Here is a 13,318-nt window from a genome sequence, read left to right on the forward strand (position 1 = left end):
TTACAATGGTTCAGGATTAAATAAAATAAAATGAGGTGTTCAGATGTCATCTGTAGTAGTTGTAGGGACGCAGTGGGGCGATGAAGGTAAAGGAAAGATCACGGATTTTTTAAGTGAGAATGCGGAAGTCATTGCTCGTTACCAAGGTGGAGATAATGCAGGTCATACAATCAAATTTGACAATGAAACATATAAATTACACTTGATTCCTTCTGGGATTTTCTACAAAGAAAAAATCAGTGTTATCGGAAACGGTGTGGTCGTCAATCCGAAATCATTAGTTACGGAATTGGCTTATTTACATGAACGTGGGGTTATGACGGATAATTTGCGTATTTCAGATCGCGCCCATGTCATCTTGCCATACCATATCAAGTTGGATCAATTGCAGGAAGATGCAAAAGGTGATAATAAAATCGGTACGACCATCAAAGGGATCGGACCTGCTTACATGGATAAGGCAGCTCGTGTCGGTATTCGCGTGGCTGATTTATTGGATAAAGAAATTTTTGAAGAACGCTTGATGATCAACTTGGAAGAAAAGAATCGTCAATTCGTCAAAATGTTTGATGACGAGGCGATGAGCTTTGATGATATTTTTGAAGAGTATTATGAATATGGTCAACAGATCAAGCAATACGTAACAGATACTTCAGTAATCTTAAATGATGCGTTGGATCAAGGAAAACGTGTTTTATTTGAAGGGGCACAAGGTGTAATGCTGGATATTGATCAAGGGACTTATCCATTTGTTACCTCTTCTAATCCGGTTGCCGGCGGTGTCACGATCGGTAGCGGTGTTGGACCATCGAAGATTGATAAAGTCGTAGGGGTATGTAAAGCTTATACATCACGCGTTGGTGATGGACCTTTTCCAACGGAATTATTTGACGAAGTCGGCGATCAGATCCGCGAAGTTGGTCGTGAATATGGAACAACAACTGGCCGTCCACGTCGAGTTGGCTGGTTTGACTCTGTGGTTATGCGGCACTCAAAACGCGTTTCTGGGATTACCAATCTATCTTTGAACTCAATCGATGTGTTGAGCGGCTTGGAAACGGTCAAGATTTGTACCGCTTATGAGTTAGACGGAGAATTAATCTATCATTATCCAGCAAGCTTAAAGGAATTGAATCGCTGCAAACCAGTTTATGAAGAGCTACCTGGCTGGAGTGAGGATATTACTGGCTGTCGTGATTTAGCAGACTTGCCTGAAAATGCTCGGAACTATGTTCGTCGTGTTTCAGAGCTTGTTGGCGTACGAATCTCTACTTTTTCTGTAGGACCAGATCGGACACAAACGAATATTATGGAAAGTGTTTGGGCGCAAATCTAACTTATTGTGAGACAAGCAACCAATTATCTAGTAAAATGGATTTACTATTAAGTGGGTGTTTGGAGGATTTTAAAATGTATCAGATTCTGACAGATTCATGTTGTGATTTGCCTTATGAAGTATTGGAAGAAAACAACGTTGATTTTATTTCGATGTATGTTTCAATAGATGGCACGGAATTCGCAGATGATTTGGGTCGTAATTTTAAGATTGATGATTTTTATCAACGAATTAAAGATGGAGCGATGCCAACGACGTCACAAGTTAATGTTGGTCGTTATGTAGAATTTTTCCGCGGCTATGCGGAGAAAAATATACCAGTTTTGTATATCTGCTTCACATCTGGAATGAGCGGTTCGTATCAAAGTGCGATGCAGGCAGTTGAGCTCTTAAAAGAAGATCTGCCAGATGCGGAAGTTTACGTAGTGGATTCTTTAGCTGCTAGTGGCGGTGAAGGCCTGATGGTTTATGAAGCGGCACTGAAACAACAAGCAGGAATGTCTTTAGCAGACCTGCATCACTGGTTGGAAGAAAATAAGCTGACCTATCATCATTGGGTGACTGTGGACGATTTAAATCACTTACAACGTGGCGGACGCATCTCAAAGACAAGTGCTGCGATCGGCGGACTGATGAATATCAAGCCAATCATTACAGTGGATGTTGAAGGCAAGCTGCAAAATGTTGAAAAAATTCGCGGACGTAAAAAAGCCTTACAGTTGGTTGCCGATAAAATTAGCGAAGTAACATCAGATCCAGCAAATCAAACGATCTTTATCACGACCAGCGCAGATCAAGAAGGCGCGGAAGAGGTGAAACGTCATCTAGAAGAAAGTATTCAGCCAAAAGAAGTTCGAATCTTTCCGCTAGGGACGACTATCGCCAGTCATACTGGCCTTGGCTGTATCGCGGTCTTCACTCGTGGTGAAAAACGAAAATAGAAATCATTCAAAGAAGAGGCTGTGGCAAAATCAATTGTCACAACCTCTTCTTTTTAGTGTTCTTTTTGTTGGCTGAAGTCGCGGATTAGTTCAATTAATTGTCCTCGAATCGTAGAATCTAAAATTTGTTCCCGTTGTACCAATGAAATCATGAAGGTTGGTTGAGGTTCATCAGTAATCGGGATCATCACCAAATGATCATCGGATGAAACTGCTAGTTCGGCTAAAAAACCGATACCAATCTGTTCACGAATCATCCCTTTTAAAATATTCAAATTGCTATTTTGATAGATAATATGTGGTTCGAAATGAGCTTGCTGAGCCATTTTTTTGAAGGCAGTCGGATGGACATAATGCTCATTCAATAGGACAAAGGGTTCATCCTTCAATTCAGAAAAAGACACTTCCTTGCGTTTAGCCAAAGGATGATTTGGGCTAACAACAATCATAAAACGCTTTTCAATCAGCAGTTCACTGGTCAGTTCATCATCACGAATCGGCTGTGTTGATCCTAACAAAGCAAGATCAATTTTTCCACGGCGCAAAAGTCCGTAGAGATCACGCGAGCCACCATCTACTAGATGGATGTGTCGCATCAAATTATTTTTGAAAAGATAGGAAGAAAGCTTTGGGAAATAAAAATTCCCGATGATCGGTGGCAACCCAAAATCTAAGGTCTCTTCCTTCAAGCGATCAATCTCTGTAACGGCGATGGTTACTTCTTTCAAGATATTTGAAATGTGTCGGGATAGGATTAAGCCAGCTTGGGTAATGATTAATTGTTTGTGAGATTGATCACGATAAACGAGCTGCGTTCCTAATTCATCTTCTAGACGTTTTACTGCATAGGTAATGGTTGGTTGACTGACGTGAAAGGCATTGGCAACCTTTGTAAAATTTTTCTCACGTACTAATCGTTGGAAATATTCTAGGTCTTTAAAGTTCATAATAATCTCCTCTTGTGAAATTAGATTATCATATAAATAAAATTTATCCTAAGCTTTTGTTTTGACTATAGTTTGTGGGGGCGTGTATCGTCCTAAATGTAAACAACGATAGAGGCAACTAAATTATATAAGTAAACCGGGGCATTAGTATTGCCATAAGTTTCAAAATTAATGAAATTTACTCAACTGTAAGGAAAGTATAAAATTTTCACATGAATAAATCGCTTTACAGCAGGGTATCCATGTCCGGTTTCACGAAGACTTTCTTAACCCCTTGATTTTGAATAAGAGAACGATGAAGATAATCGTTTGGTTAGCGAAAAAAATAGTTTAAAAGGAAGAAGGAAAAAAGATGATTTTCTTTCAATCAATTCAAAGTGTATTGAGTATCATTATTATGATTGCTTTAGGGTATCTATTAAAGCGTCAGGGCTGGTTTGATGAAAGTTTTGGAAAAAGTATTTCATCACTGATCACGCGAGTGGCACTGCCAGCATCTATTTTTGTATCCGTGTTAAAGAATTTAACCAAAGAAAGTTTATTTCAGTTATCGGGTAGCTTAATCTATCCAGTTGGAGCCGTCATTATCTCTTACTTCTTGGCCTATGGACTAGTTAAAATTTTAAAGATTCGCCCAGGACGCCGCGGAATATTTATGAATGCTGTGGTGAATGCTAATACGATCTTTATTGGGTTACCTTTGAATATTGCTCTATTTGGTGAAAAAGCGTTGCCCTATTTCTTGGTTTATTATGTAACCAACACAGTTTCAACTTGGGCATTTGGAGTCTTCTTGATCTCAAACGATGATCCAACTAAAGTCAAAGGTGAAACTAAAGCCAAATTAAACTGGAAGAAACTATTGCCGCCGCCATTACTAGGCTTTATCGCAGCCATCATCTTCTTGTTAATAGGAATTCCTGTGCCAAGCTTTATTAATGCAACGCTTGGTTATGTTGGCAGTATCGTTACTCCGCTATCACTTCTTTATATTGGGATCGTTTTGTACGATGCTGGTTTGAAGAGTATTCGCTTTGATCGTGATACAGTCGTGGCATTACTGGGACGCTTTGTTTTAGCTCCTGCTGTGTTGATCGGTTTGATCGCTCTCGGCTCAAATGCCTTTGGCGCCAATTTAGCACCATTGTTGAAGCAAACGCTGATTGTACAATCTGCCACTCCGATGTTGGCTGTTTTACCAATCTTAGCAAATGAAGCACATGGTGATGTTAAATACGCGACGAACTTAGTAACGACAAGCACAATCTTGTTTGTAGTGGTCGTTCCAATTTTAATGCAGCTCGTTCAATTTATTTAATTTGCTTCCTCAATCAAAAAAGCATTCGCGAATTGCGAATGCTTTTTTTTAATACAAATGGCTCAATTGTTTTTGTACTTCTGGATTTTCTAAGAATTCATCATATGTTGTCTCTGCACGATCAACCACGCCATTTTCGGAAATCGCAATAATACGGTTTGCGATCGTTTGAATGAACTGGTGGTCATGAGAGGCGAATAGAAGGGAACCTTTATACGCAATCAGACCTTCGTTCAATGCTGAGATGGATTCTAAGTCTAAGTGATTGGTTGGATCATCTAAGACTAAGACATTTGATTTTGACAGCATCAATTTTGATAGCATACAACGAACTTTTTCACCACCGGATAAGACGTTGACAGGCTTCATTACTTCATCACCAGAAAACAGCATACGACCTAAGAAGCTGCGCAAGAAGGTGTTATCGTCTTCTTCTTTACTGGCGTATTGCCGCAGCCAATCAAGAATCGGCATATCACTGTCGAATTCCTTAGTCGTATCTTTTGGCAAGTAAGCCTTGCTGGTTGTTACACCCCAACGAACCGTTCCTGTATCGGGTTCTAGATCACCCATAATAACTTTGAATAATGTAGTTGTTACCAAGTCATTTTCAGCGATGAAAGCAACTTTGTCGTCACGATTCAAGGTAAATGAGATATTGTCTAGAATCTTTTTGCCGTCGATTGTTACACTGACATTATCGACTTGCAGCAAGTCATTTCCGATTTCCCGTTCTGGTTTGAATTGTACAAAGGGATAACGGCGTGAAGAAGGCTGAATATCGTCTAAGGTGATTTTATCCAACATTTTCTTACGAGAAGTCGCTTGTTTTGATTTTGACGCATTAGCGCTGAAACGAGCAATAAATTCTTGCAATTCTTTGATTTGTTCTTCTTTTTTCGCATTTTGCTGAGATTGTAATTTTGCTGCTAACTGGCTTGATTCTAACCAGAAGTCGTAGTTTCCGACGTATAATTTGATTTTCCCGAAATCTAGGTCGGCCATATGAGTACACACTTTGTTCAAGAAGTGGCGGTCATGGGAAACGACGATAACGGTATTATCAAAATTAATTAAAAATTCTTCTAACCAATTGATCGATTGGATATCTAAACCATTTGTTGGTTCGTCTAGTAACAGAACATCTGGCTTACCGAAAAGAGATTGAGCTAATAGGACTTTGATTTTTTGTCCAGCCGTCAGTTCGCTCATTTTTTGCTGATGCAACTCTTCTGGGATGTTCAATCCTTGTAATAGAACTGCTGCTTCTGGTTCTGCTTCCCAGCCGTCCAGTTCGGCGAATTCACCTTCAAGTTCTGCTGCGCGAATACCATCTTCGTCAGAAAAATCTTCCTTCATGTAAATGGCGTCTTTTTCCTGCATGACTTGGTATAAGCGCTCATGCCCCATAATGACTGTTTCAAGAACGGTATATTCTTCAAAGTCAAAATGGTTCTGTTTTAACACAGCCATTCGTTCGTTTGGACCTAAAGTAACAGAGCCAGTAGAAGGCTGGATATCGCCTGCTAAAATCTTAAGAAAGGTTGACTTGCCAGCACCATTGGCACCAATCAACCCGTAACAATTGCCGGGAGTGAATTTAATATTTACATCATCAAAAAGTTTACGATCAGGAAACTGTAAACTAACGTCACTTACTGTAATCAATGATTTTCCTCGCTTTATCAGTATTGGCGCAAGGCCTCTTTGCATTATATCGGGGAACATCTGAAGTTTCAAGTCAACCGTTAAGAATTTACTTGGGATTTAAAATAGGATAGACTTGGCTTTGAAGGGATGTGTCAGTATGATCGGGATAATTATCGCGACCCACGACCATTTAGCGGACAGCCTGTTGAAAACGGCTGAATCTATTTTGGGCGAACAGAGCTGTGTGGAAACTTTAAATATCGAGCCAGGTGCTACAGGACTGCAAGAAAAAATTGAGGATTATGCCAAAGACTTATTAACAAAAGTCGACGAGCTGGTTTGGCTGGTAGATATGTTTGGGGGAACGCCATTTCGTTATGCTAGTTATTGTGTGATGGATGATTCGCGCCAGTCCTTAGTGACAGGGGTCAATTTGCCGATGGTCCTGCAGGCTTTGGTAAACCGAGAGTTGTCCGCAGCAGAATTGACGAAGCAATTAGAAATAGAAGCGAAACAAACGATTCGTAGAATGTAAAAAGGTTGGGTCAAAATTTATGGCCCAACCTTTTTATTCTATTTCAAGAGTTCACGTAATGTCGGCATATCATGAACTTGGTATTTTTCTTTGAAGGCGTTAATTTGTTCGACAGAGAATTTTTCAGGCTCTAATTGTAAGGCTTCCACCGGTAATGGACGTTCATCTTTGATCTTAACATCAATCACGACTGGACGTTTGCTAGCTTTTGCCGCAGTGAAGGCCGGCTCTAATTGACTATATTCAGTAATCGTGAAGCCGTCAGCTCCAAGCGCCTCTCCGACTTTGCCGAAATCAGCTCCTTCTAAAAAGACACCGAATTTTTGTTGCTCTGTATCTTCTTGTTCAGCTTCGATGAAACCAAAGGCATCATTTGAAAAGACCACATTGATAATTGGCAACTTGTATTTTACTTGTGTAATGACGTCTTGCATTTGCATCGCAAAGCCACCATCACCGCTGAAGGTAAAGACTTGCTTATCTGGGTAAGTCAATTGAGCGGCGATTCCGCCTGGAACCCCATTTCCCATCGTAGCAAACCAACCAGAGGTTGTGAATTGTTGTTCCCCATTCATTTCCAAATGACGGATCGCATTCAACGTAACATTTCCGACATCCGCAACATACACAGCGTCCTGTTCAGCAATGCGATTGATTTCTTTAAAGATAGGTTCCGCCCTTAACGGTGTCGATTCGTCATTATAAAAGCTCTTACGCCAAGCATGCCAATTGCGGATATTTTCTTGGTTGGCTTTTAACCAAGCATCCGCAGGCCGAGCTGTTCCGAGTTCAACCCAACGGCGAAGTGCTGTTGCACCATCACCTAATACTGATTGATCGACATTGTGGCGGCGGCCAAATTTAGCAGCATCGATATCAACTTGAATAAACTTAGCAGATGGATTGAAGAAATTCCGGCCAAATGGGAAATCACTGCCGACAAAGACGATCAAGTCAGCATCAGCCAACGCTTCATTTGCTGGTTTAGTAGCGACACGAGCAGCAAAACCTAAAAAGTTTTCATATAAATCAGGTACAATCCCTTTGGCTAAAACAGAAGCTGCAACGGGCATTGAAAAATGTTCAGAAAAGGCTTTGATGGCATCGAAGTTGCCGCGAACCCCTTGTCCGATGTAAAGAACTGGTTGATGCGCTGCTTCGATCAAAGGTAAAGCAGCTTTCAAATCTGTTTCGTCAGGGAAAACGACACCTGTTTTATGATTTTTTGCCGTTGCAATTTCTGCTTCTTCGATTTCTTCAAAGCCGAAATCAACAGGGATCGTAACAACTGCGACACCTTTTTGCTGATACGCTGCTTTGATCGCTTCATCGATTACGTGAGGCAAACTTTCTGGTGTCATCACTGTACGATTATAAACACTGACATCTGCAAACATTGGATTTTCATTTAATTCTTGGAATGCATTGTAATTCATAGCAGTAGAGGCTACCTGTCCCAGTAAAGCCAAGACTGGAACATGGTCCATTTGCGCGTCATAAAGACCGTTAATCAAGTGACTAGCACCAGGACCTGCAGAACCAAAGACAGCGCCTACTTTACCTGTTAATTTTGCATCAGCTGCGGCTGCTAAAGCGCCTGCTTCTTCATGGCGGACTTGAACATACTTTACTGCTTCGCGTTCATGGTATAACGCATCCATCGTTGAGTTGAATGAACCGCCAGGAATCCCGTAAATATGATCGATTCCCCAAGCTTCTAAAACATTGACCATCGCTACGCCTGCATTAATTTTTGCCATCTTCTTCACTCACTTTCATTTTGTAAGTTACCTACCTAAAAAGTATAACGCGTCTAAAAAAAACCAGCAAAGAAAGTGTCTCACAAGAAGTTTACAGGTATACCTAAAATATGCTAAAGTGAATATGAATAACCGTTTTCAGGATACCAGTCTAAAGTTTGTTAGTTTCATTAAGCTTTTTAGAGTTAAATGAAATCGGATGCAGAGAAAATAAATTTTCAATGGATCAGCAAATGGCTAGGTTATCCATAGAAAGAGAAATATCAGAATAACTAATATGGAGGTTTGTATGATTGAATGGTTATTGGGCCTGTCAGCCTGGCAACAAGCGTTAGTAGGAACGCTGTTTACTTGGGGAATGACCGCGTTGGGAGCTGCATTGGTCTTCTTCTTTAAAAATATTAACCGCAATGTGTTGAATTTGATGTTGGGTTTTGCCTCTGGGGTGATGATTGCGGCAAGCTTTTGGTCGTTGTTAGATCCGGCGATTGCAGCAGCTGAGTCGAATGGTTCGATTCCTTGGTTGGTGGTCAGTATTGGTTTTGGTCTTGGCGGCCTGTTTCTTTATATAGCGGATAAGACTATTCCTCATATGCATTTTGGTCCTAATAAAGAAAAAGAAGGCTTTCCTAGTCATTTAAAGCGAACAATTTTATTGGTGTTTTCCATTACGCTACACAATATTCCTGAAGGCTTGGCAGTTGGTGTGGCTTTTGGGGCAGCAAGTGAAGCAACGAATCCCACCGCGGCGGTTTTGGCTGCAATCTCTGTATCATTAGGGATCGGGATTCAAAATTTTCCAGAAGGTGCGGCAGTATCAATTCCTTTGCGTCAAGAAGGGCTGAGCCGGACAAAATCATTTATTTACGGACAAGCGTCGGGACTTGTAGAACCGATCGCGGCAGTAATCGGAGCACTTTTAGTAACAAGTGTTCAACCGTTGCTGCCGTATGCTCTTTCTTTTGCAGCCGGTGCAATGATCTATGTTGTAGTGGAAGAATTAATCCCAGAAGCTCAAGCAACAACAGACAGCAAACATCACTTTGGAGTCTTTGGAGCGATGTTAGGATTCATTATTATGATGATTTTAGATGTTGCGTTGGGATAAAAAAACGTCGAAAGCTAATAAAGCTTTCGACGTTTGCTATTTTAATAGGTCCGCCCGCGACGTTTGGTCAACCAGTTGACTAAGAAGTAAGCGATGGCTAACGGAATGGCAATTCTAAAGAATAAACCGATCAGGCCTGAAATAAGGGGACCAACAATACTTAAAATCAAACTAGCAACTAAGAAAAAGCCGACAACAGCTAAAATTCGTACAACCATAGGGTAATCTTTCATCATTTTAATTTCCTTCTTTCCATTTGTTTTAACTTAAACATAGTTTAGCAAACAATTTTCTCACTTACGTCCAACTTAAGACGTATTTATTGGCAAATCTGTTGTTTTTTTGTTTAATAGGAGCTGAGATACTAAATTTTAGTAAGTAACGAATGGAGTTAAGAGAAAATGCCAAAGTCACGAATTGAGGCTTTTACAGATGCAGTTATCGCCATTATCATGACCCTATTAGTGTTAGAACTACATGAGCCTAATGGTCCTAGCTGGTCCGCTTTTTTACAAATGGAGCATAAATTTATCGTTTATTTGATCAGTTTTGTCAGCTTGGCAATCTATTGGAATAATCATCATCATCTTTTTCAGCTAGTCCGAAAAGTAGATGGCTGGGTATTGTGGGCTAATAATTTTTTGATTTTAATGATGACGCTCTTTCCTTATGTCACTGCTTGGGTCGGAGATTATCCTTTTTCTTGGCCGCCGCAAGCTTTGTACGGCTTGGTGACGTTAGGAACAGATTTTGCTTACTATCTGTTAGTGCGGGCACTCGTAAGAGCAAATGGGAAAGAGTCTAAAATTGGCCAATTGTTTAAGCATTATCCGAAGTCTTATCTATCCATTGGCTTAGCGATAGTAGCATTAATTTTAGGGAAATTGATTGCCCCGATTGCGGTATTAGTTGTTAATGTCTTGATTTTATTAATGTGGTTTATTCCGGAAAAATCCATCGAGAAAATCCTGTAAAAAGTGCAGCCAGGTGTTGCGCTTTTTTTTCGTTGCAATACCTTAATTTCAGAGAAAAAATTTGTCGAACAGGTTTAACTAGGGGATTTTCGGACATACTGACATACTAAAGAAGCTTCCGTTATAGGCTACCGAAAAAAATTCCTAAGATCATTTCTTTTTCTTATTTCTCTTGTTTTTCCCTTTTTTCTTCTTTTGATTTCCTCCAGTTTTTTTCTTTCCACTATTCCCCGAAGCTTTGGTAGCCCTTCTGTTCAATGTTTTGTTTTTTCGACCTTCATCGATTTGTTCTTTGGTTTTTCCATAGCGTAAGTAGTTGATATCCATTTCATGCGAATTTTCGGCGGATTCAATGGCAGAAGCAGATTCCAGAGTAGACAGCTCCAGCCTCGTTGGCGTTTTTTCTTTCGACAGTGGTGGATATTTCGCTTCTACTTTAGCGGCTTCTTCATCGTAATAAGGCGTTGTGGACGTAGCTATAGCTTGTTTTTGCGGTGTTTTCTTTTCAATCGAAGCTTCTGGTATCGTTGTCTCTTCGATAGTTTCGGTTGGAACAACTTCTTCTTGAACCTCTTTATGCTGTGCATCAATCCGGCCTTCATGGCTATAAAAATTCAAATATTCAGCAAAGCGACGAGCAGTGGGAGACTGAAAAACTGTTAAGCTCGTTAAGATTTTTAAGACGTTAGCGGTTTCATTTTCTAAATGTTTAGGGATTCGTTTGGTATTACGCAGCGTCCAGGTATGTTTTTTGCCATTTGAATCATTGAAGCTTGATATCAAGGTGTACTGGTATTCGGAAGGTTCCGGCTGTTCACGGTTCTTTTTCTCTAGGAATTTTTGATAGAGACAGGTTTCTTTGGTAAATTGGTGGTATTCGTTTTTATTTTTAAACAGACGATTCACGACGTTTTGCCACTCTTCAAGTGAAAAGAACGACTCAAAAAAGACACAGTGCTTCCGCAATGTATCGTTCGGTGTTGTGGTAAGAAAAATTTGATGAATAAGCTCTGTTAATGACTCTAGTGAAAAATCCCCGACGCATAAAGCATCTCGCAAAAGAATCGCAACCAAATACTCAACAACCTGTGAAGCATTCTTAGTTTGTTCAAAGTATTTCGCCACACGCTTCATAAGATTTACATTTTTCATTCCAAAAATCTGTCTTTGTCCAAGCTTCACTGTATCCATCAATTTCATCCTCCAACCATCCATTTTTATTCATTATCAAGTAATAGTTTTCACAAAAATGATAATATTAGATAACGAAAAAGTAAATAGCTTTAGCAAATACCTTTTTCTGTTAAAAAAAATAAACCTTTTGAATAATAATTTTTTTGGTGTCTTTTTGATAAATAGCTAACTGAAATGATAGAGTTTAAAACAACTTAACGAAAAATAGAATTTATCAAATAAGCAATGGGGCGTTTTACTTTATATTTTAAATCTATAGCGTTATTAAGTTTTCGTTGATTGTTACAATTTTTTTTGAAGAAAATCGTGTTTAAGACTAAATATTAATTTTTTGTCTAAGCCAAGAGCTGCTCTCAGTCTAGCTGGGATTTTTCCATAATAGCTACACTCGGTCCTTTATCTATGGTAGAGTTTAAGCAAACGTTTTAAATGGAGGATATCAATGTTAGAAGCGATTATTTTTGATATGGATGGTGTCTTAGTTGATTCAGAGTATACGTATTTTCAAAGTAAATCACAGATTTTAAGCGAAGCTGGTCATGAGGTAGAAGACAGCTATCATTTTCAATTCATGGGTACGACCAGTGACTATATGTGGGAAAAAATGAAGCAGGAATTCTCCTTGCCCTTATCTGTAGCAGAATATATTCAACAAATGACAGCTTTGCGCCAGGCAATGATCAAGAGGGATGGCATTAGAGTAATTCCGCATGTTCAAGAGTTTGTAAAAGGTTTGTCTCAGGCAGGCTTGAAACTAGCAGTAGCCTCCTCTTCCTCATTAGCAGAAATTAAAGTAAATCTAGCAGAAATTGGTTTGTCGGAGTATTTTTCAGAAGTCGTCAGTACGGAGGAGGTAGAGCATTCGAAACCTGCGCCAGATGTTTATTTGGCTACGGCAGAACGGATAGGTATAATGCCTGAAAATTGCTTAGGCATAGAGGATACAAAAAACGGCACGGGAGCCGTTCGCAATGCGGGCATGGTTTGTGTAGGCTTTGCTAACCCGGCATTTCCGAAGCAAGATTTGGCATTCGCAGATAGAGTGGTTTCGTCTTTTTCTGAGCTAGATGCGGATTCGTTAACGAAAATTTATCAGAAAGTGAGGGCGTCTCATGCCTAAAGCAGCTATTTCCAGTAAAGCGTTTTTAATTGAAGGCGGCTGTAATGCCTGTGGGCTACAAAATACAGAGACTTTTACTATTCATTTTGAAGATCAACGATCCGCTGTGTTGGATCATTTTGATGTTCCATCGCTTGTTCAAGTGATTGCTCAAAAGAATGGATGGCGAGAAAAGGCTATTCCTGTAGGGATTGGCGAAGAAGAGATCGTTTTACAAAAAGCAAATGAGGTAATCAAACCAGTCTATTTTGGTGATCAAATCAGCTATCAGAAGGGGAATGAACGAATTCAAATGAAGCAACGCTTCAATGATAATGACGTATTATTTGAACAGGTAAACAGTATTTTGGTGCAACTGTTTAAACTTGAGCCTTATGAGATAAAGATAGCCGTTGAGTAAATAGGTTGTGATAGAATCGGAAAAAGTCGCAGTGA

13 protein-coding genes are annotated in these 13,318 nt (G+C 39.8%); 8 read left to right on the top strand and 5 right to left on the bottom strand.

What is annotated here, in order from left to right:
• The first annotated feature begins 43 nt into the window (after positions 1 to 43).
• Both OMU_RS07275 and OMU_RS07280 read left to right on the top strand, forming a co-directional pair.
• On the top strand, positions 44 to 1,336 hold the full coding sequence (locus OMU_RS07275) for an adenylosuccinate synthase (protein ID WP_016179295.1): 1,293 nt from the start codon (positions 44 to 46) through the stop codon (positions 1,334 to 1,336).
• A 74-nt stretch (positions 1,337 to 1,410) separates the two neighbouring features.
• On the top strand, positions 1,411 to 2,277 hold the full coding sequence (locus OMU_RS07280; RefSeq protein WP_016179296.1) for a DegV family protein: 867 nt from the start codon (positions 1,411 to 1,413) through the stop codon (positions 2,275 to 2,277).
• Positions 2,278 to 2,330: 53 nt separating this feature from the next.
• Here OMU_RS07280 and OMU_RS07285 read toward each other — a convergent pair whose 3' ends face one another.
• Positions 2,331 to 3,224 (bottom strand): LysR family transcriptional regulator, encoded by an 894-nt coding sequence (locus OMU_RS07285; protein ID WP_016179297.1) that lies wholly within the window; start codon positions 3,222 to 3,224, stop codon positions 2,331 to 2,333.
• Between the two features lie 352 nt (positions 3,225 to 3,576).
• Here OMU_RS07285 and OMU_RS07290 point away from each other — a divergent pair, with 352 nt between their 5' ends.
• Positions 3,577 to 4,542 (top strand): AEC family transporter, encoded by a 966-nt coding sequence (locus OMU_RS07290; protein ID WP_016179298.1) that lies wholly within the window; start codon positions 3,577 to 3,579, stop codon positions 4,540 to 4,542.
• Between the two features lie 48 nt (positions 4,543 to 4,590).
• Here the strand turns inward: OMU_RS07290 and OMU_RS07295 are convergent, their stop codons facing one another.
• Positions 4,591 to 6,210 carry an ABC-F family ATP-binding cassette domain-containing protein gene (locus OMU_RS07295; protein ID WP_016179299.1) on the bottom strand — a complete coding sequence of 540 codons (1,620 nt, stop codon included), beginning with the start codon at positions 6,208 to 6,210 and terminating at the stop codon, positions 4,591 to 4,593.
• A gap of 139 nt (positions 6,211 to 6,349) precedes the next feature.
• Here OMU_RS07295 and OMU_RS07300 point away from each other — a divergent pair, with 139 nt between their 5' ends.
• The gene (locus OMU_RS07300) at positions 6,350 to 6,727 is read left to right on the top strand and encodes a PTS sugar transporter subunit IIA (RefSeq protein ID WP_225844228.1); all 378 of its coding nucleotides are present in this window, start codon (positions 6,350 to 6,352) and stop codon (positions 6,725 to 6,727) included.
• A gap of 38 nt (positions 6,728 to 6,765) precedes the next feature.
• Here the strand turns inward: OMU_RS07300 and spxB are convergent, their stop codons facing one another.
• Positions 6,766 to 8,487, bottom strand: coding sequence for a pyruvate oxidase (spxB, locus tag OMU_RS07305; RefSeq protein ID WP_016179301.1), 1,722 nt, complete (start codon positions 8,485 to 8,487; stop codon positions 6,766 to 6,768).
• Between the two features lie 289 nt (positions 8,488 to 8,776).
• Between spxB and OMU_RS07310 the strand changes: the two genes are divergently transcribed.
• Entirely contained in the window at positions 8,777 to 9,595 is an 819-nt protein-coding gene (locus OMU_RS07310; protein ID WP_016179302.1) for a ZIP family metal transporter, read from the top strand.
• 41 nt (positions 9,596 to 9,636) lie between these two features.
• Here OMU_RS07310 and OMU_RS07315 read toward each other — a convergent pair whose 3' ends face one another.
• Positions 9,637 to 9,831: a hypothetical protein gene (locus tag OMU_RS07315; protein WP_016179303.1), complete on the bottom strand. Its 195-nt coding sequence runs from the start codon at positions 9,829 to 9,831 to the stop codon at positions 9,637 to 9,639.
• 165 nt (positions 9,832 to 9,996) lie between these two features.
• On the opposite strand from OMU_RS07315, the gene OMU_RS07320 reads away from it, so the two are divergent.
• Positions 9,997 to 10,569: a TMEM175 family protein gene (locus OMU_RS07320; RefSeq protein WP_016179304.1), complete on the top strand. Its 573-nt coding sequence runs from the start codon at positions 9,997 to 9,999 to the stop codon at positions 10,567 to 10,569.
• A gap of 150 nt (positions 10,570 to 10,719) precedes the next feature.
• Here the strand turns inward: OMU_RS07320 and OMU_RS07325 are convergent, their stop codons facing one another.
• Positions 10,720 to 11,760 carry a hypothetical protein gene (locus OMU_RS07325; RefSeq protein WP_016179305.1) on the bottom strand — a complete coding sequence of 347 codons (1,041 nt, stop codon included), beginning with the start codon at positions 11,758 to 11,760 and terminating at the stop codon, positions 10,720 to 10,722.
• 445 nt (positions 11,761 to 12,205) lie between these two features.
• On the opposite strand from OMU_RS07325, the gene OMU_RS07330 reads away from it, so the two are divergent.
• Both OMU_RS07330 and OMU_RS07335 read left to right on the top strand, forming a co-directional pair.
• Positions 12,206 to 12,883 carry an HAD family hydrolase gene (locus OMU_RS07330; RefSeq protein ID WP_016179306.1) on the top strand — a complete coding sequence of 226 codons (678 nt, stop codon included), beginning with the start codon at positions 12,206 to 12,208 and terminating at the stop codon, positions 12,881 to 12,883.
• On the top strand, positions 12,876 to 13,283 hold the full coding sequence (locus OMU_RS07335) for a DUF4809 family protein (protein WP_016179307.1): 408 nt from the start codon (positions 12,876 to 12,878) through the stop codon (positions 13,281 to 13,283). Before OMU_RS07330 ends, OMU_RS07335 begins: the two co-directional genes overlap by 8 nt.
• Positions 13,284 to 13,318 lie beyond the last annotated feature (35 nt).

Source organism: Enterococcus avium ATCC 14025 (assembly GCF_000406965.1).
Taxonomy (GTDB): Bacteria; Bacillota; Bacilli; order Lactobacillales; family Enterococcaceae; genus Enterococcus_A; species Enterococcus_A avium.